23 protein-coding genes are annotated in these 22,619 nt (G+C 34.2%); 17 read left to right on the top strand and 6 right to left on the bottom strand.

The window, feature by feature from the left end; genetic code table 11:
• Positions 1-8: 8 nt before the first annotated feature.
• Together ruvA and DMB92_RS01335 are read right to left on the bottom strand one after the other, a co-directional pair.
• A complete protein-coding gene (gene ruvA, locus DMB92_RS01330) occupies positions 9-560 on the bottom strand; it encodes a Holliday junction branch migration protein RuvA (protein ID WP_142681239.1) in 552 nt (183 codons plus the stop codon).
• A complete protein-coding gene (locus DMB92_RS01335) occupies positions 557-2,395 on the bottom strand; it encodes a DUF342 domain-containing protein (protein ID WP_142681240.1) in 1,839 nt (612 codons plus the stop codon). Before DMB92_RS01335 ends, ruvA begins: the two co-directional genes overlap by 4 nt.
• 170 nt (positions 2,396-2,565) lie before the next feature.
• Between DMB92_RS01335 and murJ the strand changes: the two genes are divergently transcribed.
• The 8 genes from murJ (at position 2,566) to DMB92_RS01375 (ending at position 11,835) form a co-directional block, all read left to right on the top strand.
• Positions 2,566-4,029, top strand: a complete 1,464-nt coding sequence (gene murJ / locus DMB92_RS01340) for a murein biosynthesis integral membrane protein MurJ (RefSeq protein ID WP_142681241.1) — start codon at positions 2,566-2,568, stop codon at positions 4,027-4,029.
• A complete protein-coding gene (cysS, locus tag DMB92_RS01345) occupies positions 4,026-5,405 on the top strand; it encodes a cysteine--tRNA ligase (protein WP_142681242.1) in 1,380 nt (459 codons plus the stop codon). The genes murJ and cysS overlap by 4 nt, the downstream gene beginning before the upstream one ends.
• Positions 5,398-7,140 (top strand): ABC transporter ATP-binding protein, encoded by a 1,743-nt coding sequence (locus DMB92_RS01350; protein WP_260604711.1) that lies wholly within the window; start codon positions 5,398-5,400, stop codon positions 7,138-7,140. The genes cysS and DMB92_RS01350 overlap by 8 nt, the downstream gene beginning before the upstream one ends.
• A gap of 50 nt (positions 7,141-7,190) precedes the next feature.
• On the top strand, positions 7,191-8,249 hold the full coding sequence (locus tag DMB92_RS01355; RefSeq protein WP_142681243.1) for a quinone-dependent dihydroorotate dehydrogenase: 1,059 nt from the start codon (positions 7,191-7,193) through the stop codon (positions 8,247-8,249).
• Positions 8,246-9,487, top strand: a complete 1,242-nt coding sequence (locus DMB92_RS01360; protein ID WP_142681244.1) for a M16 family metallopeptidase — start codon at positions 8,246-8,248, stop codon at positions 9,485-9,487. The genes DMB92_RS01355 and DMB92_RS01360 overlap by 4 nt, the downstream gene beginning before the upstream one ends.
• 3 nt (positions 9,488-9,490) lie before the next feature.
• Positions 9,491-10,387 carry a 4-hydroxy-tetrahydrodipicolinate synthase gene (dapA, locus tag DMB92_RS01365; RefSeq protein WP_142681245.1) on the top strand — a complete coding sequence of 299 codons (897 nt, stop codon included), beginning with the start codon at positions 9,491-9,493 and terminating at the stop codon, positions 10,385-10,387.
• Positions 10,388-10,391: 4 nt separating this feature from the next.
• Positions 10,392-10,994, top strand: coding sequence for an isoprenylcysteine carboxylmethyltransferase family protein (locus DMB92_RS01370; RefSeq protein WP_185900142.1), 603 nt, complete (start codon positions 10,392-10,394; stop codon positions 10,992-10,994).
• Between the two features lie 61 nt (positions 10,995-11,055).
• Positions 11,056-11,835: an enoyl-ACP reductase gene (locus DMB92_RS01375; protein ID WP_142681247.1), complete on the top strand. Its 780-nt coding sequence runs from the start codon at positions 11,056-11,058 to the stop codon at positions 11,833-11,835.
• Positions 11,836-11,845: 10 nt separating this feature from the next.
• On the opposite strand, the gene DMB92_RS01380 is transcribed toward DMB92_RS01375, so the two are convergent.
• Positions 11,846-12,172: a hypothetical protein gene (locus tag DMB92_RS01380; protein WP_142681248.1), complete on the bottom strand. Its 327-nt coding sequence runs from the start codon at positions 12,170-12,172 to the stop codon at positions 11,846-11,848.
• 2 nt (positions 12,173-12,174) lie between these two features.
• Complete coding sequence (locus DMB92_RS01385) at positions 12,175-12,774, bottom strand: MBL fold metallo-hydrolase (protein WP_142681249.1); 600 nt, start codon at positions 12,772-12,774, stop codon at positions 12,175-12,177.
• A 61-nt stretch (positions 12,775-12,835) separates the two neighbouring features.
• Here DMB92_RS01385 and DMB92_RS01390 point away from each other — a divergent pair, with 61 nt between their 5' ends.
• The 5 genes from DMB92_RS01390 to DMB92_RS01410 all read left to right on the top strand — a co-directional run bounded on the left by DMB92_RS01390 (position 12,836) and on the right by DMB92_RS01410 (position 17,380).
• A complete protein-coding gene (locus tag DMB92_RS01390; RefSeq protein WP_142681250.1) occupies positions 12,836-13,585 on the top strand; it encodes an NAD+ synthase in 750 nt (249 codons plus the stop codon).
• Positions 13,585-14,511 carry a tetraacyldisaccharide 4'-kinase gene (locus DMB92_RS01395; protein WP_142681251.1) on the top strand — a complete coding sequence of 309 codons (927 nt, stop codon included), beginning with the start codon at positions 13,585-13,587 and terminating at the stop codon, positions 14,509-14,511. The genes DMB92_RS01390 and DMB92_RS01395 overlap by 1 nt, the downstream gene beginning before the upstream one ends.
• A complete protein-coding gene (gene thrC / locus DMB92_RS01400; RefSeq protein ID WP_142681252.1) occupies positions 14,498-15,904 on the top strand; it encodes a threonine synthase in 1,407 nt (468 codons plus the stop codon). The genes DMB92_RS01395 and thrC overlap by 14 nt, the downstream gene beginning before the upstream one ends.
• Positions 15,901-16,623, top strand: a complete 723-nt coding sequence (gene kdsB, locus DMB92_RS01405; protein ID WP_142681350.1) for a 3-deoxy-manno-octulosonate cytidylyltransferase — start codon at positions 15,901-15,903, stop codon at positions 16,621-16,623. Before thrC ends, kdsB begins: the two co-directional genes overlap by 4 nt.
• Before the next feature lie 178 nt (positions 16,624-16,801).
• Positions 16,802-17,380: an outer membrane beta-barrel protein gene (locus DMB92_RS01410; protein WP_142681253.1), complete on the top strand. Its 579-nt coding sequence runs from the start codon at positions 16,802-16,804 to the stop codon at positions 17,378-17,380.
• A 278-nt stretch (positions 17,381-17,658) separates the two neighbouring features.
• On the opposite strand, the gene DMB92_RS01415 is transcribed toward DMB92_RS01410, so the two are convergent.
• A complete protein-coding gene (locus tag DMB92_RS01415; protein WP_409513381.1) occupies positions 17,659-18,828 on the bottom strand; it encodes a peptidoglycan DD-metalloendopeptidase family protein in 1,170 nt (389 codons plus the stop codon).
• Positions 18,829-18,945: 117 nt separating this feature from the next.
• Between DMB92_RS01415 and DMB92_RS01420 the strand changes: the two genes are divergently transcribed.
• The 4 genes from DMB92_RS01420 to DMB92_RS01435 are packed head-to-tail and all read left to right on the top strand — an operon-like array spanning position 18,946 to position 21,710.
• The gene (locus tag DMB92_RS01420) at positions 18,946-19,662 is read left to right on the top strand and encodes a plasminogen-binding N-terminal domain-containing protein (protein WP_142681255.1); all 717 of its coding nucleotides are present in this window, start codon (positions 18,946-18,948) and stop codon (positions 19,660-19,662) included.
• Positions 19,649-21,034, top strand: a complete 1,386-nt coding sequence (locus DMB92_RS01425) for an FAD-linked oxidase C-terminal domain-containing protein (protein WP_409513380.1) — start codon at positions 19,649-19,651, stop codon at positions 21,032-21,034. Before DMB92_RS01420 ends, DMB92_RS01425 begins: the two co-directional genes overlap by 14 nt.
• 17 nt (positions 21,035-21,051) lie before the next feature.
• Complete coding sequence (locus DMB92_RS01430; RefSeq protein ID WP_142681256.1) at positions 21,052-21,402, top strand: DMT family transporter; 351 nt, start codon at positions 21,052-21,054, stop codon at positions 21,400-21,402.
• Positions 21,402-21,710 carry a multidrug efflux SMR transporter gene (locus tag DMB92_RS01435; protein WP_142681352.1) on the top strand — a complete coding sequence of 103 codons (309 nt, stop codon included), beginning with the start codon at positions 21,402-21,404 and terminating at the stop codon, positions 21,708-21,710. The genes DMB92_RS01430 and DMB92_RS01435 overlap by 1 nt, the downstream gene beginning before the upstream one ends.
• 1 nt (position 21,711) lies before the next feature.
• On the opposite strand, the gene DMB92_RS01440 is transcribed toward DMB92_RS01435, so the two are convergent.
• Entirely contained in the window at positions 21,712-22,539 is an 828-nt protein-coding gene (locus DMB92_RS01440; protein ID WP_142681257.1) for a hypothetical protein, read from the bottom strand.
• Between the last annotated feature and the right edge of the window lie 80 nt (positions 22,540-22,619).

Below are 22,619 nucleotides of genomic sequence, written 5' to 3' on the forward strand. Positions count from 1 at the left end.
TATTTTCCTTAAGAGAGTTTTTTAAGAGCTTCTTTGATAAGATCGCTTGTGTTTTCATGAGTGCAGTCTTTTAAAACTTGCAAGATCTTATCTTGTTTAAAGCCGAGTGTAAGTAGGGCTTGCATGGCTTTAGACTTGTTTTCATCGATATTTTCTAAGTTAATCTTCTTATCACTAAGTTCAACAAGAATCCTTTTAGCAACTTTCACGCCAATACCAGCAACCTTTTTAAAAGCACTTTCATCGCCCAAATTTAAAGCTTTATAAAAAGAATTAACATCAAGAGTAGAGCAAACAGCCATGGCTGTACTTGCCCCTATGCCATTAACTTTTAGAAGTAGCTCAAACATTTGTTGCTCGTTTTTTTCCAAAAAGCCGTAAAGTTTTTGTGAGTCTTCTTTGATGATTTGAGTCGTAAAAAGTTCTATTTTTGCACCTTTTTCTATCTTTGTGCTACAAAATAAAGAAACAAACACCCCATAACTAAGCCCAGAGCTTGTTTTAATGATGACAAAGGTAGGTTCTTTTTGAGTAACTATCCCCTCAATAGCATAAATCACTGAATGTCCTTTTCATCAAATTCGTTTGATTTTTGAAGTTTGATCTCATCATCTTCATTTTTTACAAGAGAAAAACATTTGATTTGTTCATCTTTTTGTGTGGAGTAAGAAAGCTCACTTTTGGGATAGGCTAGCTTAAATTTAACCTCATTTAAATCACTCCAAACCCCGTCTTTGTTGATAATCTTTGCATTAAGTATCTCAAGTCCTATGCCTTGCAGTTTATCATGAATTTCTTGCTTTTTGTTTTGCAAGTTTTGATTTTCATCTTGAAGGCTTTTTAGCTCATCTTGATAGCTTTGAAATTTCTTGATCATTTGAGTGTAGTTTGGAGGTATGGTTTGATTTTGTTCTTGCATGCGTTGTATTTTTTTGTTTAAGATCTCTATACCCTCGCTACTTGAGTTGATAACCTGTTCTAAAGAATTGATTAAAGCAGGTATAGCTTTTTGTCTTTGGGCTATTTCTTCTAGTTGTTTTTCTGACTCATCATCTTGAACTATGCTTTGGGCAAGAAATTTATTATTATTGCCAGAACAACGATCAATGACGACAAGCTGGGTAAATTCAGTTGTATTGTTGCTATTAAGATCGTTGATATAAGCTTTTTCAGCCTTGATATTTCCACCAAGGGCTTTTTTTGTCCTTAAAATCTTAACTTGAACCTGTCCATTTTCTAAAATATCAAAATCCGCCTCTTCGCCTTCTAAATATCCTCTGTGAGTGCTTATGTGAGAATTTTTTGCATAAATTTTACTTTTAGTGTGCGTGCTTCCTATGAGTTTTAAATTTGTAGCTTTTAAAGTTGTGTTTTGTGCTACGCTTCCGTTAATGTTGAGATTTTCACACTCTATCAAAACCCCTGAATTTACAGCTTCTTCCATGCTTGAAGTATTAATGATATTAATAGTTACATTTTTATCTAGGCCCGCGTAAATAAAGCCATTGCTTTTAAAATTAACAGAGCTAAAATCAAGCGTATTAGCAATATCAAATTTATGATTTTCCTCAAGTACAAAGCCCTTTTTTTTGGCAAAATACTCTATCTTTTCTTCACTTTCTTTAGCCTCTAAATTTTCTGTGCAGGAGTATTCTATCTTGTGATTTTCTAAAGTGGCTTCGTTTGTGATAAAATTTAGATTAAGCCCTCTGCCGTTTTGAGCAAGTTTTTCTTTGATCAAGGTTAAAACAAGCTCGTTTTCATCAACACCCACGATAGAAATTTGATTGATTGGAGTGCCTGTTTTTTCAGCCATTGTGTGCTTATAAGTAAGATAAAGTTTTTCATTTTCAGGAGGTGTTGGCAAAACACCTTTAGCTACGATGATACTTACTTGCTCTTCTTTTGCACCTTGTTCTTTTAAGGACTTCACGAGACTTAGCACTTGTTGTTTAAAATCAAACACGCGAACACCGATAAATAAGGATTTTTTGAGCATTTTTTTATAAATATTTTGTAAAATATCCATACCCAAATACTCATCAATGACCAAATTTTTTACCTGCAAAAGTGCTTTAAGCTCCGTGTGGTCTTCATTAACGACAAGTTCGATATGCTTGCTGTTTTTGGCGTAATTGTTATTTTTTTTATAAATTTGAATTTTATATTCTTGTTTGATTTTTAAGTTAGGGTTCAAGAAAAAAGCGTTATCTTCAAAGATATTGAGTTCTTTTTCGCTGATTTTTTTCCACTCTACATCATCATTTGTATAAGATGTAGAAAATCCAAGTATCATGAAATCAAGGTTTTTAGCCTCTATAGCATGATTTGTAGCTACTTTTTTTAGCTCTTCATAGGGATTTTCAGTAAGAGTAGTGATCTTAATATCGCTCATTCAACTTCTTTTAAAAAATATTTTGATTATAGTAGCTTAAGCTTGCTATTAAAAAGCTTAAATTAAGGCAACAAATTTCATTTTTCGCAAATTTAGCTTTATGCTTTATGAAAAAAATTAAGTATTTTTTTGATAAAATCTCAACTTTTAATCACAATTCAAGAAAAAATATGGCTCTAAATTTTAAAAACCTCGTTTTCAAAAATTTTCTCATCAATGCCTTGGGGATTTTATTTTCCCGAATTTTAGGGCTTGTTAGGGATTTGCTGATCGCCTTTTTTTTAGGAGCCGGACTTTATAGTGATATTTTTTTTGTTGCTTTAAAAATGCCTGCTTTTTTCCGCCGTATATTTGCTGAGGGAGCATTTACTCAAAGCTTTTTGCCAAATTTCACCAAGGCTAAAAAAAAGGGTGCATTTTGCGTGAGTGTGCTTTGGCAATTTAGCCTTGCAGTGCTTTTGCTTTGCCTTTTAGTAAGCTTTTTTTCAAGCTTTTTTACTAAAATTTTTGCACTTGGCTTTAATGCTGAGACTATAGCCCTTGCAGCACCTTTGGTGGCTATAAATTTTTGGTATTTATTTTTTATCTTTTTGGTTACCTTTCTTGCCTCGCTTTTAAATTATAAACAAAAATTTTTCATTTCTTCTTTCTCGGCAGCTTTGTTTAACCTAGCTATCATCATTGCAGCCTTTTTTGTCAAACAAGATGAGCCTTTAAAAACGCTTTATTATTTTTCTTATGCCACCGTTTTAAGCGGTCTTGCTCAGCTCATTTGGCATCTTTTAGCCCTTAAAAATAACCAAACCATCAAAGCCATGTACCTTAGCATAAAGCTTAAACGCACCAAAACAAGGCTTGAGGGCTTTTATACGAATTTTTTTCACGGCGTTTTAGGCTCTTCAGCCACGCAAATTTCAACCCTGCTTGATACAGCCATTGCGAGTTTTTTGCTCAGTGGTAGCATTTCTTATCTTTATTATGCAAACCGCGTATTTCAGCTACCACTAGCCCTTTTTGCCATAGCTTTAACTCAGGTGAGCTTTCCTAAAATTCTAAGACATTTGAAAAGTGGGCAAGAAAATTTAGCCCTAAATTTTTTACAAAAAGCATTTGCAAGCTTAAGCATGCTTTTGATCGCTTCAAGCATAGTTGGAGCTGTTTTTGCAAAAGAAATTTGCGAACTTTTGTTTGAAAGAGGAAATTTCAATGCCCAGGATACCAAGATAACAGCCTTTGTGTTGATCGCTTATCTTGTGGGACTTTTGCCTTTTGGCTTGCAAAAGCTTTTTTCTTTGTGGCTTTATGCTAAATTTAAGCAAAAAATCGCCGCCATAATCGCCTTTAAAGCCTTGCTTATCAATCTTGTTTTTGCTATATTTTTCGTTTTTATCATCAAAGATGAGGAGCTAAAAGTGCTTGCTGTGGCATTTTCAAGCTCTTTAAGTGGCTTTTATTTATTTTTTGCTAATATTAAAGAATTTGGTTTTAAAAACTTTTTTGCTTTGATTTCTTTGAAATTTAGCCTTTTGGCTTGTTTATTTTTGGCATTTTTTGGCTTTGTTTTGTTTGAGTTTAAGGGCAAGATTGTTAGCTTTTTGATATGGATATATCAGTGTTTGAAAGGATTTTTATGAATTTATTTGATAGCGTTTTGAAAGAAAAAGTAAAGCTTGATAAAAAAAATGTTAATATTTATCTTTGCGGTCCAACCGTCTATGATGACGCACATTTAGGGCATGCAAGAAGTAGCATTTGCTTTGATTTGCTTCGCAGAACGCTTTTAGCTTTGGGCTTTGAGGTAAAATTTGCAAGAAATTACACAGATATTGATGATAAGCTTCTTAAAAAAATGAGCCAAACAGGGCAAAGTTTGGAGCAAATCGCTGAGTTTTATATTGATTCTTATGAGGCGGATATGAGGGCTTTAAATGTGCTTGAGCCAAATTTTAAGCCAAGGGCAACGCATTTTATCAAAGAAATGATAGAGCTTATTTTAGAGCTTGAAAAGGGCGGTTTTACCTATGTTTTAAAAGATGGAATATATCTTGATACCTCAAAAGATGAGGGGTATTTTAGCCTTTCAAAAAGAAGCTTGGGAGAGAATTTAAGCCGTTTAGAATTTAATGAAGGTAGAAAAAATGAAAGTGATTTTGTGCTTTGGAAATTTGATGAAAATTTTTATGAAGCACCTTTTGGCAAGGGAAGACCGGGCTGGCATACTGAGTGCGTGGCGATGATAGAAACGCTTTTTAAAGATGGGCTTGATATACATTGCGGGGGCATTGATCTGCTCTTTCCACATCATGAAAATGAAGCTTCTCAGCATCGTTGTGCTTGTGATAAAAATTTAGCCTCTATTTGGCTTCATAATGGCTTTGTGCGAATCGAGGGCGAAAAGATGAGCAAAAGCCTAAATAATAGCTTTTTTGTCAAAGACGCTTTGAGGGATTTTTGCGGGGAGGCTTTGAGATTTTATCTTTTAAATTCGCATTATAGGGCACATTTTAATTTTTCCTTGCAGGATTTAAAGGCTGCTTCTAAAAGGCTTGATAAGCTTTATAGGCTTAAAAAAAGGCTAAATTTACAAAGCTTTAAAGATTTTGATGAGGGCTTGCAAAATGAGTTTAAAACTAAGCTTGCCCAAAGCTTGCTTGAGGCTTTGAGCGATGATTTAAATATCTCAGTGGCTTTAAGCTTGGTTGATGAGTTCGTGGCTCATGCAAATTTAGCTCTTGATGAAAACAAAGCACAGATCAAAGAGCTTGAAGAAAGCCTAAAAGAGCTTGCTTTGATACTTGGTTTTGGTTTTTTAGATCCTCATGAGTATTTTAATTTTGGCATTGATGAGGCTTTTAAAAAAGAAATTGAAGAGCAAATCAAGCTTAGAGACGAGGCAAAAAAGGCGAAAAATTATGCTTTAGCTGATGAAATAAGAGCAAATTTAGCAAAGAAAAATATCATCTTAATGGACACAGCCGAAGGCGTTTTGTGGGAGAAAAATAATGAGTAAAACAAAAACAATGAGTTTAAAAGAAGTTTTGATTCGTTTTGCACCCTTTTATAAAGAATATAAATTTTATTTTGCTATCTCCATCGTAGGAATGCTTCTAGCAGCAGCTGGAACGGCACTTTCTGCATGGATGATAGAGCCTATCTTAGATAAAATTTTTGTTGCAAAAGACATAACCTTGCTTTATTATACGCCTTTTTTGGTGGTGATCGTGTATGTTGTAAAAAGTAGTGGGATTTATTTGCAAAGTTATTATATTTCTTTCATTGGAACGGATATTTTAAGAAAATTAAGAGAAGAGGTTTTAAGAAATATCATCTATCTTGATATGAAATTTTTTCAAAGATACAGAAGCGGAGAGCTTATAAGTCGTTGCACAAATGATATTGGGGCTTTACAAAGTATAGTTTCAAGCATTATCCCTGAGTTTTTTAGAGAGCTTATTTATGCTGTGGGGCTTTTAGGCGTCGTGATTTATCAAAGTCCAAAGCTTGCTTTTTTTGCCCTTATTGTGATACCAGCAGCTGCCTATCCTTTGGTTTTGTTTGCTAAAAAGCTTAAAAAACTAGGCGTAAAAACTCAGGAAAAAAATTCAGACCTTACCTCAAGGCTCAATGAAATTTTTTCAAATATAGAGTTGATCAAATCAAATAATTCTCAAGAAATGGAAATGAACAAATTTAAAAAAGAAAATCAAGAATTTTGTAATTTTTCTTTAAAGAATGCAAGAATAGATGCACTTATCAGTCCTTTAATGGAAATAATGGGCTCTTTTGGTGTTGTGATTGTCATCATTGTAGGTGGAAAAGAAGTTATTGACGGAAGTATGAGTACAGGTGCATTTTTTAGCTTTTTAACAGCCTTGTTTTTGATTTATAGACCTATTAAAAAGCTTTCATCTTTGTATGGGAGATTGCAAGGTGCAATCGCAGCAAGTGAGAGAACTTTTTATCTTTTAGATCTAAGATCAGAGCTTAAAGGTGGGGATAAAAAACTTGAAAACATAGAAAAAATAGCTTTCAAAGATGTTTGCTTTGCTTATGATGAGCAAAGGCAGACTTTAAAAAATGTTAATTTTGAATTTAAAAGAGGAGAGATTTTAGCTCTTGCAGGACCAAGTGGAGGCGGAAAAAGCTCTATTATAGCCTTGCTGATGTATTTTTTTGACAAGAAATCTGGGCAAATTTTATTCAATGATGATGATATAAGCACTTATAATACAAATTCTTTGCGTCAAAAAATTGCTCTTGTAACTCAAAATATTTATCTTTTTAATGATACCATAGCAAATAATATAGCTTATAGTGAAGAATTTAGTGAAGAAAGGGTAATAAAAGCCTTAAAAGATGCAAATGCTTATGAGTTTGTTGAGCAAATGGGTGGAATGAATGCTATGATCTTAGAACATGGCAAAAACTTAAGCGGTGGTCAAAAGCAACGCATAGCTATAGCAAGAGCACTTTATAAAAATCCTGATTTGCTTATCTTTGATGAGGCGACTTCAGCCCTTGATAATGAAAGTGAAAAAGCCATAGTTAAAATCATGGAAAATTTAAAAAAAGATAAGCTCGTTTTGGTGATTGCTCACCGTTTAAGTACGATTGAAAATGCTGATTGTATTGTTATGATTGATAAGGGAGAGATTATAGGTATGGGTAGCGATAAGCACCTACTTCAAACTTGTGAGCTTTATAAGAAATTTAAGCAAAAAAGTATGGAAAAAAATGAAGAATAAAGCTAATTTTACTTTTTTTAGCTAAAATTGTATAAAAATTAAGGATTAAAATGAATTATCAACTCATCAAGCCACTGCTTTTCAAGCTTGATCCTGAATTTGCTCATAGTTTAGCTGAGTATTTTTTAAAAACCCTAGATTTTACTTTTCCGTCCGCCTTGTCTTTGTTTGCTCAAGATTGCATTATCAATGATGAGAGATTGGAACAAGAGCTTTTGGGGCTTAAATTTAGCAATCCAGTAGGCATTGCAGGCGGTTTTGATAAAAATGCTACCATGATTCGTCCTTTGGCTACGCTTGGTTTTGGTTTTTTGGAATTTGGAACTTTCACTCCAAAAGCTCAAGCTGGTAATGATAAGCCTCGCTTGTTTCGCCTAGTTAAGCAAGAAAGCTTGCAAAATGCTATGGGTTTTAACAACGCCGGCTCTGCTAGGATAGCTCAAAATTTAAGCAGGCTTTATCCTTTTGTGCTTCCACTTGGTGCAAATATAGGCAAAAACAAAACTACGCCAAATGAAGAGGCTTTGAAGGATTATTTTATCTTGCTGAAAGAATTTGATAAGCTGTGTGATTATTTTATCATCAACATTTCTTCGCCAAATACTAAGAATTTAAGAGCCTTGCAAAATGATGAGTTTTTAAAAGAGCTTTTAAGCGAAGCAAAAAGGCTTACTTCTAAGCCTATCTTGATAAAAATCGCTCCTGATATGAGCGTAAAAGACGCACTTAAACTTTGTGAAAATGCTATTTTACATAAGGCTTCAGGCTTTATCATAGCAAATACAAGCACGGATTATTCTTTACTTGATAATAACCGCACCTTTGGAGGCATAAGTGGCAAGCTTATACAAGAAAAAAGCAGGACTTTTTTTAAGGCTTTAGCAAAAGAACTTTTTGGTAAAACCTTGCTCATTTCAAGTGGGGGCATTGATAGTGCTAAGGAAGCTTATGAACGCATTAAAGATGGGGCAAGCTTAGTTCAAATTTATACAGGTTTTATTTTTAAAGGTCCATCACTTGCAAAAGATATCAACGAGGGACTTTTAGAGTTTATGCAAAAAGATAAGATAAAAGATATTAGCGAATTAATAGGAGTAAATATAAAATGATAGCTTATGAAAAAAAGGTTTTAAAAAATAAATTTGAGGTCTATGCCTTTCCTGTAAATAAGGGTAGCGAGGTAATAAGCGTTGATATTTTTTACAAGGTTGGTTCAAGAAATGAAGTAATGGGAAAAAGCGGTATAGCTCACATGCTAGAGCATTTAAATTTCAAAAGTACAAAGAATTTAAAAGCAGGCGAATTTGATGAGATCGTAAAGGGCTTTGGCGGGGTGGATAATGCCAGCACTGGTTTTGACTACACTCATTATTTTATCAAATGCTCTAAATCAAGCCTAGATAAAGCCTTGTGGCTTTTTGCTGAGCTTATGTCTAATTTAAACTTAAAAGATGAGGAGTTTCAGCCTGAACGCCAAGTAGTGCTTGAAGAAAGGCGTTGGCGAACTGATAATAATCCCCTAGGATATTTATATTTTAGACTTTTTAATCATGCCTTTATGTATCATTCTTATCATTGGACGCCTATTGGTTTTTATAAGGACATTGAAAATTGGAGCATAGAGGACATTAGGGATTTTCATTCAAGATTTTATCAGCCTAAAAATGCTTTTTTAATGGTAAGTGGCGATATCGATAAAGACGAGGTTTTTAAGCTAGCTAGCAAGCATTTTGAGGGCATTAAAAATACAAAAAGCATTCCAAAACTTCACACCAAAGAACCAAAGCAAGACGGGGCTAAAAGATTAGAGCTTTTTAAGCAAAGTGATACGCAAATTTTAGCCCTTGGCTTTAAAATTCCAAATTTCAAACACAAAGATATACCAGCACTGAATGCTTTAAGCGAGCTTTTAGGATCTGGCAAAAGTTCTTTGATGAGTGAAATTTTGGTTGATAAACTTGGGCTTATCAATGATTTTTACGCCTTTGTAAATGATAGTATTGATGAGAATTTATTTATTTTTGTTTGTGTTTGTAATGTTGGCATAAGGGCTGAGCTTGTGGAAAAAGAGCTTTTAAAGATACTTGAAAATCTAAAAAAAGGTAAAATCTCAAAACAAAGCCTAGAAAAGATCAAAAACAATGTAAAAAGCGATTTTATCTTTTCCTTAAACACCGCAAGTAGCGTGGCAAATATCTATGGCTCTTATCTTGCTAAGGGGGATTTAAAACCGCTTTTAAATTATCAAGAAAATATCGAAAAACTAGAGCTTAAAGACCTGCAAGAATGTGCAAAAAAGTATTTTGTAGCTAAAAATTCAACCACGATTATCTTGAGAAAGGAGTAAATCATGGATTCAAAAATCATCATCGGTGCAATGACAGCTTTAATCACGCCTTTTAAAGACGGCAAGCTTGATGAACAAACCTATCATAAGCTCATTAAAAGGCAGATTAAAAATGGCATTGACGCTGTCGTGCCTGTTGGGACCACAGGAGAAAGTGCTACGCTTACGCACGAAGAACACAGACTTTGCATAGAAATCGCCCTTGATGCGTGCAAAGGCACAAGCACAAAGGTTTTAGCAGGCGCTGGAAGTAATGCAACGCATGAGGCTGTGGATTTGGCTAAATTTGCCGAGAAAAATAATGCCGATGGGATTTTAAGTGTTACGCCTTATTATAACAAGCCTACCCAAGAGGGGCTTTATCAGCACTATAAAGCCATTGCAAATAGCGTTGAAATTCCACTTTTGCTTTATAATGTCCCAGGACGCACAGGCTGTGAGATAGCTACTGATACGGCTATAAGGCTTTTTAGGGATTGTGAAAATATTTATGGGGTCAAAGAAGCAAGCGGAAATATCGATAGATGTGTGGATTTGCTAGCTCATGAGCCAAGAATGATTTTGATTAGTGGTGATGATGCGATTAATTATCCTATACTTTCAAATGGCGGAAAGGGCGTGATTTCTGTTACTTCAAATTTACTTCCAGATATGACAGCAAAGCTTACTCATCTAGCCTTAGATGAAAAATACAAAGAAGCTAAGGCGATCAATGATGAACTTTATAATATCAATAAGATTCTTTTTTGCGAAAGCAATCCTATCCCTATAAAAGCGGCGATGTATCTTTGCAACTTACTAGAAAGTTTAGAATACCGCTTACCTTTGGTTGTTCCAAGCAAAGAAACGATGAAAAAACTTGAAAATATTTTAGCACAATATTCAGTCGTGGGATTTTAGTATTTTGAAATTAAATCGTTTTTTTTGGCAGTATGTACTTGGGGCTTTATTTGCGGTTTGGGTGCTTATTTCTTACACTCCTTATGTAAATTTGGGCGCAAATTTAATCCGCACCTTTGGTGTTTTGTGTGTTATTGTTGGCGTGATAGGGCGAATTTATGCCACCGTTTTTATAGGAGGCATGAAAAATGAGGGCGTTAATGGGACGAAGTTTATTGATTATGGTGCTTATAGCTTGTGTCGCAATCCTTTATATCTTTTTTCTTTTATCGCTCTTATAGGACTTTTAGCTTTGAAAGCACAAATCGTGCTTATTCTTATAGGCATAGTGCTTTATTTGTGGATATATCATTACACTATACTTGCAGAAGAAAAATTTTTGGCTTCTAAATTTGGAGCAAGTTATGAGCAGTTTTTGAAAAATACTTCAAGATTTTTTCCAAAATTTAAGGGCTTTTTCTATCCTGAAACTATCATCGTTAAGCCAGCTTTTTTGCATAAGGAGTTAAAAAGGGCTGTGAATTGGTTTATAGCTGTTTTAGTGCTTTTGTTGATAGAACTTTTGCATGCTTATGAGTTTTTGCCAAATTTATATACGCTTTATTGAGTTAAAATAAGTAGAAATTTACTAAAAATAAATTACAATAACAAAAATATAAAGGAAGATTATGAACGATTATTTTAAAGGAAAAACCCTAGTTATCAGTGGTGGAACGCGTGGTATTGGTAGGGCTATCGTGTATGAGTTTGCTAAGGTGGGTGTGAATATTGCTTTTACTTATAATTCAAATGCACAAATTGCTGATGAGATGATAAAGGATTTAGAGGCTAATTATAAAATCAAAGCTCGTGCTTATGAGTTTAACATACTTGAGCCAGAAACTTACAAGGAGCTTTTTGAAAAGATCGATGCTGATTTTGATAGGGTTGATTTTTTCATTTCAAATGCTATCATTTCAGGGCGTGCAGTGGTTGGCGGATACACTAAATTTATGAAGCTTAAGCCTCGTGGGATAAACAATATCTTTACCGCTACCGTAAATGCCTTTGTGGTCGGCGCTCAAGAAGCAGCTAAAAGAATGGAAAAAGTAGGTGGTGGAAGCATTATTTCTATCTCATCAACAGGAAATTTAGTTCATATCGAAAACTACGCAGGACATGGCACAGCAAAAGCAGCCGTTGAAGCTATGGCAAGATATGCAGCTACTGAGCTTGGCGATAAAAATATAAGAGTAAATGTCGTTAGTGGAGGACCTATTGAAACTGACGCACTAAGAGCCTTTACAAACTACGAAGAAGTAAAGCAAGCAACCATAAATTTAAGCCCACTTAACCGCATGGGACAGCCTGAGGATTTGGCTGGTGCTTGTTTGTTCTTATGCTCTGATAAAGCAAGCTGGGTTGCAGGACACACCTTTATCGTTGATGGTGGCACGACTTTTAAGTAAGCTTTAAAAGCTAGTCATTTTTGATGAACCAGCCAAGCATGGTGCAAAGCATAGCCAGAAACAAAACGATAAAATTGTTTAGATTTAAATTTGCAATGAGGGTTAAGTTTGTAAGGCTTAGCATAAAGCAAATAGCTCCGCTATAAATGCAAAGCTTGCTCATCAAGCCACTTTCAACTGCTCTTTTGCAAGGGCAGATTTTATAAATTTTTTTAGGAACTCTTTTTTGCTCCTCATCAAGTTTTGCTTTTTTGGAAAATTTAAGTCCAAGTAAGGCAAAAAAGATGATCAGGGCAAGATAGATGATCAAAACTCTAAAAAGCTCATCAAAAAGCATTTTTATCCTATATAGTTGATCCAAGCAGGGATATTTGCTTGCTCTTGTTTTAGGCTCGTTTTATCCCCATGTCCACATAAAAGTTCATAGTCTTTTGTGTAAGTTAAGACCTTTTGTAAGCTTTGTTTCATCGCCTTACCATCAGAGTAAGGAAAGTCCCACCTGCCTATGCTTTGTTTAAATAAAAAATCCCCACTAAACATTAAATTTTCTCCAACAAGTTCTATCATACAACAACCTGGAGTGTGTCCGGGAAAGAAATGAAATTTAAATTTCATTCCAGAAATTTCAAGTTCATTTTCATCTTCTATCAAAATATCAGCCTTACTAGGTGTATGTCCCATGTGAAAGGGATCTTCTAGCATAAATTCATCTTCTTTTCTTATATAAATGGGAATTTGATAGAAGTCTTTAAGCTTTGCATTGTCCCAAACATGATCAAAATGACCATGTGTATTTAAGATAGCTTTAGGATCTTGTACATTTTTTTGCACAAAATCAAAGGCATTAAAACCCGGATCAATGATAAAATCGCCCTTATCGCTTTTTATGATATAGCAATTTGTTGCGTAGTCCCCACAAGCTTGGCTAAGAATTTGCATTTTTTATTTTCCTTGAATGAAAAATTAATTATAATTATATACTAAATTCGTAGGAACAAGAATGAATTATGAAATTTTAGAAAAAAAAATCTTAAATTTTATCATACAAAAGGTTCAAAATGCTCATGCGAAGGGCGTTATTTTTGGGCTAAGTGGGGGCATTGACTCTGCTTTGGTGGCAAGTCTTTGTGTAAGGGCTTTAAAGCAAGATTGCTTTGCTCTTTTAATGCCTACTGATCTTTCTGATTCAAACAATCTAAAAGATGCGATCAAACTTTGTGAAAGCTTAAATTTAAAGCATAAGATCATCAATATACAAGAAATTTTAGATACTTTTATCAAACAAAGTCAAACGCCTGATAAGCTTCGTATAGGAAATTTAGCAGCTAGAGTGCGTATGAGCTTGCTTTATGATTATTCAGCCTTGCTTAAATTTTTGGTTGTCGGCACTTCAAATAAAAGTGAATTGCTTTTAGGTTATGGGACGATTTATGGGGATTTAGCCTGTGCTTTTAACCCCATAGGCTCTTTATATAAGAGTGAAATTTTTGAATTTGCTAGCTTTTTAAATTTGCCTAAGGAATTTATACAAAAAGCTCCAAGTGCTGATCTTTGGGAAGGACAAAGTGATGAAAAAGAGCTTGGCTTTACTTATGCAAGGATTGACGAGGTTTTAAAAGCCTTTGAAGTAGGCGATACAAGGTTTTTGCAAGATGCTGATCAAAAGCTAGTTGCTATGATAGAAAAAAGAATGAAAGCTAACGAGTTTAAAAGAAAAATGCCAGAAATTTTAAATTTAAAAGAGTTTTGATGAGTTTTTTGGATCGGTATTTTTTTAAGCCAAATTTCTTTTTAAAACTTCTTGCTTTTTTGCTTTTGCCCTTAAGCTTGATATATTTGTTTATAGCTGTTTTAAATACAAAATTTAGAAAAAAGCTTGATTTTGGCATGCCTATTATCAGTGTTGGGAATTTAAGCTTTTCAGGAAATGGAAAAACCCCACTTTGTAAGGCTATAGCAAATAGCTTTGAAGCTGAGTATGCACCCATTTTTATAGTGCTTCGAGGCTATAAAAGAAAAAGCAAGGGCTTGCTTGTTGTTAAAAATGAGGGGCAAATTCTTTGCAATGTCTTGCAAAGTGGCGATGAGGCTATGGAGTATGCTTTTGAAAAAAGTATAAGTGGGGTTATCGTGAGCGAAGATAGAGCTAAGGGCATACAAAAAGCCAAAGAAAGCGGTGCAAAGCTCATCTTGCTTGATGATGCCTTTTCTAAATTTCATATCAAAAAATTTGATATTTTGCTTGAAAGTAAGATCAAGCCTTATTTTAATTTTGTTCTGCCAAGCGGAGCGTATCGCTTGCCTTTAAGTTATGCAAAAAAGGCTGATTTTGTGGCACTTGAGGGCAAGGATTTTTTTAGAACTTCTTTTGTAAAAGAAAATCCAAAAGCCATTTTGGTTACAGCCATAGCAAAGCCTTTTAGGCTTTATGAACATTTTATCAAGGCTAGGGCTTGTTATTTTTTTAAAGATCACTATGAGTTTAAAAAAGAAGAGCTTGAAAAGCTCCTTAAAAAACATAATTGTGATACCTTAATGCTTACTTTCAAAGACTTTGTAAAGGTAAAGGACTTTGGTTTTAAATGCGATATCATAGAGCTTCAAATATTTTTAGATGAAAATTTTGAGATGAAAATAAAAGACTACATAAGGGGTTTTTACAATGAAATTAGTTAGCACAAGAGCAAAAGGCGAAGAAGCAAGCTTCAAAGAAGCCTTGCTTAGCCCAAGCACTAAAGACGGAGGGCTTTTTGCTCCTCTTGTTTTGCCAAAATTTAATGGCTATGAGTTAAAAGATCTAAGTTATGAAAATTTTGCTTTAAAGCTCATACAAAGCTTTGAATTTGGCGAAGATGAGGCTATAAAAAGAGCTTTAAAAACTTATCAATGCTTTGATAATGAAGCTTGTCCTATAGAGCTTACCAAAATAAGCCAAAAGCTTTTTATCAACGAGCTTTATCATGGACCTACAAGAGCTTTTAAGGATATGGCTTTACAGCCTTTTGGAGTGCTTTTGCAAGAATTTGCGCAAGGGAAAAATTTTTTGATTATGTGTGCTACGAGCGGGGATACAGGACCTGCGACCTTGAAAAGCTTTGAAAATTTAGAGCATATAAGGGTGGTTTGTATATATCCAAGCTCTGGCACGAGTAGGGTTCAAGCTCTACAAATGCAAAGTTTAAATCATAATAATCTCAAAGTTTTTGCTATCAATGGAAATTTTGACGATGCACAAAATACGCTTAAAACTCTGCTTTTAGATAAAGGCTTTAAAGAGGCTTTAAAGAGGCTTGATATAGAGCTTTCGGCTGCAAATTCTGTAAATTTTGGACGCATTTTGTTTCAAATCATTTATCATTATTATGCTTGCGTGAAGATAGGCGAAAATGTTGATATTATCGTTCCAAGTGGAAATTTTGGCGATGCTTTAGGGGCGTATTATGCTAAAAAAATGGGTGCAAAGATAGATAAGATCAAGATCGCTTCAAATGAAAACAATATCCTTACTGATTTTTTCACAAAAGGAGAATACGATCTTAGGGGAAGAGTGCTTAAAAAAACCCTATCTCCTGCTATGGATATACTCATTTCTTCAAATATAGAAAGATTGCTTTTTGATAAATTTAAGGATACTCGCACCAAAGAACTTTATGAGCAGCTAAAAACGCAGAAGTTTTTTAAACTTAGCCCTAATGAACTTGAGCTTTTGCAAGAAGATTTTGAGGCTGATTTTTGCACAGATGAGCAGTGCTTAAATTTCATCGATGAATTTTCAAAAACAATGCTTATTGATCCGCACACAGCAACTTGTTTGAAGCTTTTGGATAGGCAAAAAACAGCCATTATCACAGCAACGGCTGAATGGACGAAATTTACCCCAAGCATGTATGAGGCTTTGTATCATGAAAAATGCCTTGATGAAAAGGCTGCTATCATCGATATAGCCGAGAGATTTTCAGCAGGTGTTAAGATGAGTATCTTAGATCTTTTTGACGCAGATATAAAACAGGATAAGATTTATGAAGCAAAAAGCTTAAAAAATGAAATTTTAGAATGGATAAAACAATGATCATCATACCAGCAAGATTAAAATCAACTAGATTTCCAAATAAAATTCTTTGTGAGATAAAAAACATGCCTATGTTTATAGCCACAGCAAAACAGGTTGAGGGCATAGATGAAATTTGCATAGCTGTAGATGATGAAGAGGTTTTAAAAATAGCCTTAAAATATGGCTTCAAGGCTATTTTGACAAGTAAGGATCACAAAAGCGGCACAGATAGGATCAATGAAGCTTGCATAAAGCTTGGCTTAAAAGATGATGAAGTGATCATCAATGTTCAAGCTGATGAACCTTTTATAGAGCGTGAAAATATCGCTAAATTTAAGGAATTTGCAAGTAAATGCCTAAAAGAGGAAGCCTTTATGGCAAGTTGTTTTAAAAAAACAAATTCTAAAGAAGCACAAGATAGTAACTTAGTAAAGGTAGTTACTGATAAATACGGCTTTGCCTTGTATTTTTCAAGGAGTAAAATTCCTTTTGAACGCGAAGCTTTTAAGGAGGATTTTAAGGCACATTTAGGAATTTACGCATACAGCGTAGCAAATCTTAAAGAGTTTTGTTCCTTTCAAAGCTCAAATTTAGAAAATGCCGAAAAGCTTGAGCAGTTAAGGGCTCTTGAAAATGGCAAAAAGATAAAAATGCTTGAAATTTCTTCTCAAAGCATAGGTATAGATAGTAGGGAAGATTATGAAAGAGCTTTGAGCTTTCTTAAAGGTATGGGATAAATTTCATTATGCAAGATAAAATGTTTTCATTTTTTCACTTTTTTGAAAAAATATCTTTTAAAATGTGTAAAATTAAGCTTGGTTTTAAAATATGAGGCTATAATTATGTCTCGTGGTTGTTTTTATCTAGTTTCTAGCTTAAAAATGCCATAGATTTATTTCAAAAAAAAGGAAAAACATGAAAAAGCTTTTAACAAGCGCAGTTGTAGCTTCTAGCTTATTTAGTGGCGTAGCTTTTGCTGAAACAGATGGCATTTTTGCTGGTGTTAATTTTGCTTATGGCACTTTAAAGATAGATGATAACTCAGATGATCGTAACGCTTATCGCTATGGTATCGTTGGTGGTTATAAACAATTCTTCACTGAAGAATTTGGTGCAAGATATTATGTCAATATCGACACAGGTACAAAATACACAAATGGTAACACAGGTCCTGGTGGTGCTCAAGTTACAAGATTTGATATCGGTGTAAATGCTGATGCTCTTTACAACTTCTTAAAAAGTGGTGATATGGAGTATGGTGTATTTGCTGGTTTAAGCCTTGATTATGCAAATAACAAACAAAAATTCAAAGGTGGAGATGCAAGCGCAAATGGACTTGATCTTGGTGTCAATTTTGGTTTAAGAGCTATTTATGCTGAAGCTCACGGTGTAGAACTTACTTCAAGATTTGGTTTTGTAGGACCTGAATTTGATGGTGGTGCAAAAGCAACAACTCCTTACTCAGTAGGACTTCGCTATACTTTTAGTTTCTAAGAGATACTAAGGCTTGAGAAAACTCCTTAAAAAGCTTGGGTTTTTATGACCCAAGTTTTTGAGCTTTCATTTAATTTGTATTTTAACTTTTATAAAATTTTCCCTTTGTCTTGCTTAATGTATTTTGGTTTTATTTTATCTAAGATACTCCTTTTAAAATATCATGAAAATATGCGTATGATACTAAAATTTTTATGATTATTTTGGTTTTTAAATGGCTAAAATATCATTAAAAATTTATTTCAAGTTTAGCTTAAATTTATGCCAAGATAAAAGATTTATTGAAATTCTATGTATTTTTCAAAGCCTATGCTTTCTTGAGGAGGATTACCTAAGTTGCTTTCTAGGTGTTTAGCAACCTGATCTTCATAAGTAGCCATGAGTTTTTGAAATTCCTCTTTTTTCTTGCCCTTAAGCTCTGATTTTGTTATCCTAACGACTGAGAGAGGATTTATAGCTTGGTTATTAAGATAAAGACCAAAGTGTAAATGTGGTCCTGTACTCATTCCCGTTGAGCCAACATAGGCTATAGTTTGTCCTTGAGATACACTTTGTCCTTTTTTGATCTTTGCAAAGCGACTAAGGTGTGCATAAAGGGTTTTATATCCTGAAGAATGCTGAATTTCAACCACTTTTCCATATCCACCCTTAACGCCAACAAAAGAAACCGTGCCTTTTCCAGCACTAACAACAGGAGTGCCCGTTTTTGCAGCATAATCAACGCCCAAATGTGCTCTATAACGCTTTAAAATAGGGTGATATCTAGCCCTTGTAAAATACGAACTTATCCTTGTAAATTTCACAGGGGTTACGAGCAAGAAGGATTCGATTTCTTTTCCGTCTTTGTTAAAATACGCATCATTAAATAAAAATACCTTGCGTGGTTTTTTGTTGATCTCTACGCTTGCCATTTTGATAATGATATCGCCAAATCTTTCCCCCATTCTTTCCTTTCTTTCATAAAGCAAGGTTACTCTATCCCCTTTTTGCATAGCTTTAAAATCAACACTTCCTCCAAAAGCATTTCGCATAGCCCTTGCTAGAGGCGTGCTTTTGCTTACCCTTTCTATATCTTGATATGCAGAACTTTCTATGTTTAAGCTTAGGATTCTAGTTTGCGTTTGATAAGAAACAGGGATCAGACTTAGAGTGTATTTATCTTTCATATCTTTATAGATATGAATTTGCAAATCAGAGCCGTTGATAGGGATCAAAACTTGTTCAATGTCTTCATTATCACCCCATAAAATTTGAAATTTCACACCCTCTTTTATCTCGCTTGCAAGCTCTTTATCTTGAGCATCAAGTTCATAATAAAGCGACAAAGGCAAGCTGTTATTTTCTAGAAATTTTAAAAAAAACTCATTTTTTGCCCATTCTCTTTCTTCTAACTTCGAAGCACCAAATAAACTTAAACTAAGTAAAATCAAAAGTGAAATTGTTTTTATCATGATTCATTTTTCCAAAAAATTTAAAATAAAACACAATTTTACTTTATTTTACTTACAATTTTGTAACAAAAATACATTATAATCTAAGTTTTTAGTTATGGTTAAGGAGAAAGCTTGCGTAAGATTTTGTTGTGTTGTTTATTTGCAAGTAGTGTTTTTGCCTTTGTTGGGATTAAAAGTCCTGTTGTGAAGGTCGATGAAAAAAACTTTGCTTATATCCAAGATAATGAAAGCTTGCAAGTGGGATACTTGGGCGTCATCGTGCAAGGTTTTGAAAGCTCAAGAATTATCCTTGCAAGAGTTAAACTTGTCAGCAAAGAAGATGGTTTAGCAAAACTTGAACTAAGAAAATTTGAAATGCTTGATCAAAAAGCTTTGCCTCAAATTTCAAGTTCTGTTCAGGTTGGCGATGAGGTGTGGATGCCTTATTTATATGATAGAGCCTTGCTTATAGCACCAAATGAAGAAGTTTATGAAAGAGTTCTTGCTCAATATCCTCAAATTTATTTTTTGCACCCAGATATTTTAGCTGCTTATATGATCAAAGAATTTAAGCTTAGTCCCAAAAAAGAAGATTTTATACGCATTTGTAATGAAAATGCTTTAGGTATAGTTGCTTTTGCTTTGAAAGAAGAGTTGATTTTTTTAAATTGCAATGATTTTACTCTTTTATCAAAAGAGGAATTTCAAGGCGAGGCGATAGAAGTTCAAACGCCGTTTTATTCTAGGATAAGTGGCTTTAAAAAGAATTTCTTTAACTTCTTTGAAAGAAAGGTAAAGGATTATTACAAGTATTATAGCGATATGGTGGGTTTAAATGATACAAAATAATCATCAACAATACTTCATAAAGCTTTTAGGCGAAGAAAATGCCTATTTTGACGAGGCTCACAAAAGAGCTTATAGTTATGATGCAACAAGAAAACATTATTTGCCAGATGGTGTTCTTTTTCCTCGTGATGAACAAGATGTGAGTGATATTTTAAGATACTGCAACGAACATAAGATCATCATTGTTCCTCGCGGAGCAGGCTCAGGCTTTACCGGTGGAAGCTTAGCAGCAAATGGAGGTTTGGTTTTAAGCTTTGAAAAGCATATGAATAAAATTTTAGAAATCGATCTTGAAAATTTGGTTGCTGTGGTGCAACCGGGCGTGATTAATGCTCATTTACAAAAAGAACTTGCTTTAAAAAATCTTTTCTATCCACCTGATCCTGCAAGTATGGACTTTTCAAGTATAGGCGGAAATGTAAGCGAAAATGCTGGCGGTATGAAAGCAGCAAAATATGGTATCACAAAAGACTATGTTATGGCTTTAAGGGCGGTTTTGCCAAATGGAGATATTATAAGAGCTGGCAAACGCACGGTTAAAGATGTAGCTGGTTACAATCTCGTAGGCACTCTTATAGCTTCTGAGGGAAGTTTGGCTGTATTAACTCAAATCACGCTTAAACTCATAGCCTTGCCAAAATACAAAAAAACAGCTATGGGGATCTTTCCAAGCGTTGAGGCTGCGATGAATGCTGTATATCAAACCTTAGCTAAGGGAGTTACTCCTGTTTCTATGGAGTTTTTGGATAATCTTAGCATAAGAGCTGTAGAGGAGAAATTTCACAAGGGTTTGCCTATAGAAGCAGGAGCGATTTTAATCGCTGATGTTGATGGCAATGTAAAAGAAAGCTTGGAAGCTGATTTGGCTGTTTTGAAAGAAAATTTTTTAGAAGCTGGAGCAAGTGAGTTTAAAATCGCTCAAAACGAAGAAGAAGCTGCTGATATATGGTTTGCAAGACGCAATGCTTCGCAAAGTATCAATGTTTATGGCACTTTAAAGCTTAATGAAGATATCACAGTGCCTCGCTCAAAACTTCCTAAACTTCTTCAAGGTATCAATGAAATTTCTCAAAAATATGGTTTTAAAATACCTTGTTTTGGTCATACAGGCGATGGCAATGTGCATACTAATGTCATGGTTGTGGATAAAAATGATGAAGAGCAGGTAAAAAGGGGACATGAGGCGATCACAGAGGTTTTTAAGCTTGCTATTTCTTTGGACGGCACTTTAAGTGGGGAGCATGGTATAGGACTGAGTAAAGCACCTTTTATGCACCTAGCCTTTAGTGAAGCTGAGCTTAATCTTATGCGTTCTATCAAAAAGGCTTTTGATCCAAATAATATCTTAAATCCTTTTAAAATGGGACTTTAATTTTTAAGGACTAGGATATGTTAGGAACAAAAAAAACTATTTTTATCGCTTGGTTTTTTCTTATCTTAGCCATAGTTGCCGAGGTAATAGGAACAAGCTTTTTGAAGATGAGCGAGGCTTGGGGAGAGTTTCTAGCACTTGGTATTATGGCATTTTTTATCGCTGTGTCGTATTTTTTCATGGGACTTGCTATAAAGAAAATTCAAGTGGGCATTGCTTATGCAGTTTGGGAGCTTTTAGGGGTCATTCTTATCCTTGCTGTGAGTTTTGTCATCTTTCATGAAAGATTGAGCAATACACAAATTTTAGGGATTTTTCTTGCTCTTGTGGGTATAGTGATGATTAATTTTGGAGAGAAAAAAGAATGATCTATCTTGGTTTTATTGTAGCTTCAGCCTTTTTGGATATATTAGCAAATTTATTTTTGAAAAAATCAAATGGATTTGAGAGTAAATTTTGGGGATTTGTTGCTATTGTTTTAGCTATTTTAGCCTTTGTTTTATTGTATTTTTCTTTAGAATATGTGCCTTTGAGTATAGCGTATTCGACTTGGGGTGCTGTTGGGATCATAGGAACTTGTCTTGGTGGGTGGATTTTTTATAAAGAAAAACTCAATTTTATAGGCATTTTAGGCATTATTGTAGTTATTACAGCTGTTATTTTACTAAATCTTTAGCTTATAAAAAACTTGCCTCAACTCTTCTGTTTTTAAAATTTTGGCTTTTGTTTAAGGGTTTTGTTTTTCCATAAGAGTTAAGATACATGACCTGACATTGTCTCATGAGTTCGCTAGCAACTGTGGCAGAGCGTTCAAGTCCAAGTAAGAAATTGTATTCATCATTGCCAAAATCATCAGTATGTCCGTCAAAAATAGCCCTTTGAACCACATAGCCACTAATATCCCTTTTAAGATTTATACGAAGTAAAAAGCTATTTTTGATATTTTCCATATTATAAGTGTTAAATTTAAACCATAAAGGCCGAAGTTTAACGCCATTTTTAAGGGTAGCTTTTTTCTCAAGCAAGCTTTCATTATACAAAACAAGCTTATTTGTGCTAAAATCAACAAATAAAGAATAATTCAAATACCCAGCCCTTTCGCGTAGGGTAAAGAGTATATTTTTAAGGCTTTGAGTTTGAGTCTTGCTTAAATTTGCACCATTTTGCACATAGACCTTAAATCTTTTTGTGCTGAAATTTTGTAAGATCGTAGCATTTTGCATAGCCTTATTAAGCTCTTGCTTTACATTACTTGTATCAAGACTTACTTCTTTGCTTGCTTTTGGTGTTTCTTGCTTTTTTTGCACATTTTGTTTTGCCACTTGAGCGGGCTTTTTATTTTCGGTTACCGAAGTTTTTTGGATCGCAGTTTGATTTGCTTCTTGGGGCGTATTTTCAACAAGATGTATATCCTTTGGCGAACTTTGAGTGAAAAGATAATATAAAAAACCAGCTAAGATAACAAGAACAAGTCCTAATACTATCGCAAGTTTACCTGATTTCATGATTTCACCCCATTTTCTTCGAAAGAATTTAAGATATTATACTAAAAACATTTAAAATTTAAGTAATTTTTCCTTATAAT

The organism is Campylobacter sp. MIT 99-7217 (assembly GCF_006864365.1).
In the GTDB taxonomy this organism is placed as follows: domain Bacteria; phylum Campylobacterota; class Campylobacteria; order Campylobacterales; family Campylobacteraceae; genus Campylobacter_D.

Excerpts from the sequence above, each read along its gene's own strand:
- dapA (WP_142681245.1), top strand. The coding sequence starts at position 9,491 with ATGGATTCAAAAATCATCATCGGTGCAATGACAGCTTTAATCACGCCT.
- DMB92_RS01410 (WP_142681253.1), top strand. The coding sequence starts at position 16,802 with ATGAAAAAGCTTTTAACAAGCGCAGTTGTAGCTTCTAGCTTATTTAGT.
- thrC (WP_142681252.1), top strand. The coding sequence starts at position 14,498 with ATGAAATTAGTTAGCACAAGAGCAAAAGGCGAAGAAGCAAGCTTCAAA.
- DMB92_RS01355 (WP_142681243.1), top strand. The coding sequence starts at position 7,191 with ATGAATTATCAACTCATCAAGCCACTGCTTTTCAAGCTTGATCCTGAA.
- cysS (WP_142681242.1), top strand. The coding sequence starts at position 4,026 with ATGAATTTATTTGATAGCGTTTTGAAAGAAAAAGTAAAGCTTGATAAA.
- kdsB (WP_142681350.1), top strand. The coding sequence starts at position 15,901 with ATGATCATCATACCAGCAAGATTAAAATCAACTAGATTTCCAAATAAA.
- DMB92_RS01390 (WP_142681250.1), top strand. The coding sequence starts at position 12,836 with ATGAATTATGAAATTTTAGAAAAAAAAATCTTAAATTTTATCATACAA.
- DMB92_RS01395 (WP_142681251.1), top strand. The coding sequence starts at position 13,585 with ATGAGTTTTTTGGATCGGTATTTTTTTAAGCCAAATTTCTTTTTAAAA.
- DMB92_RS01335 (WP_142681240.1), bottom strand. The coding sequence starts at position 2,395 with ATGAGCGATATTAAGATCACTACTCTTACTGAAAATCCCTATGAAGAG.
- DMB92_RS01385 (WP_142681249.1), bottom strand. The coding sequence starts at position 12,774 with ATGCAAATTCTTAGCCAAGCTTGTGGGGACTACGCAACAAATTGCTAT.
- DMB92_RS01375 (WP_142681247.1), top strand. The coding sequence starts at position 11,056 with ATGAACGATTATTTTAAAGGAAAAACCCTAGTTATCAGTGGTGGAACG.
- murJ (WP_142681241.1), top strand. The coding sequence starts at position 2,566 with ATGGCTCTAAATTTTAAAAACCTCGTTTTCAAAAATTTTCTCATCAAT.
- DMB92_RS01440 (WP_142681257.1), bottom strand. The coding sequence starts at position 22,539 with ATGAAATCAGGTAAACTTGCGATAGTATTAGGACTTGTTCTTGTTATC.
- DMB92_RS01425 (WP_409513380.1), top strand. The coding sequence starts at position 19,649 with ATGATACAAAATAATCATCAACAATACTTCATAAAGCTTTTAGGCGAA.
- DMB92_RS01360 (WP_142681244.1), top strand. The coding sequence starts at position 8,246 with ATGATAGCTTATGAAAAAAAGGTTTTAAAAAATAAATTTGAGGTCTAT.
- DMB92_RS01380 (WP_142681248.1), bottom strand. The coding sequence starts at position 12,172 with ATGCTTTTTGATGAGCTTTTTAGAGTTTTGATCATCTATCTTGCCCTG.
- DMB92_RS01430 (WP_142681256.1), top strand. The coding sequence starts at position 21,052 with ATGTTAGGAACAAAAAAAACTATTTTTATCGCTTGGTTTTTTCTTATC.
- DMB92_RS01350 (WP_260604711.1), top strand. The coding sequence starts at position 5,398 with ATGAGTAAAACAAAAACAATGAGTTTAAAAGAAGTTTTGATTCGTTTT.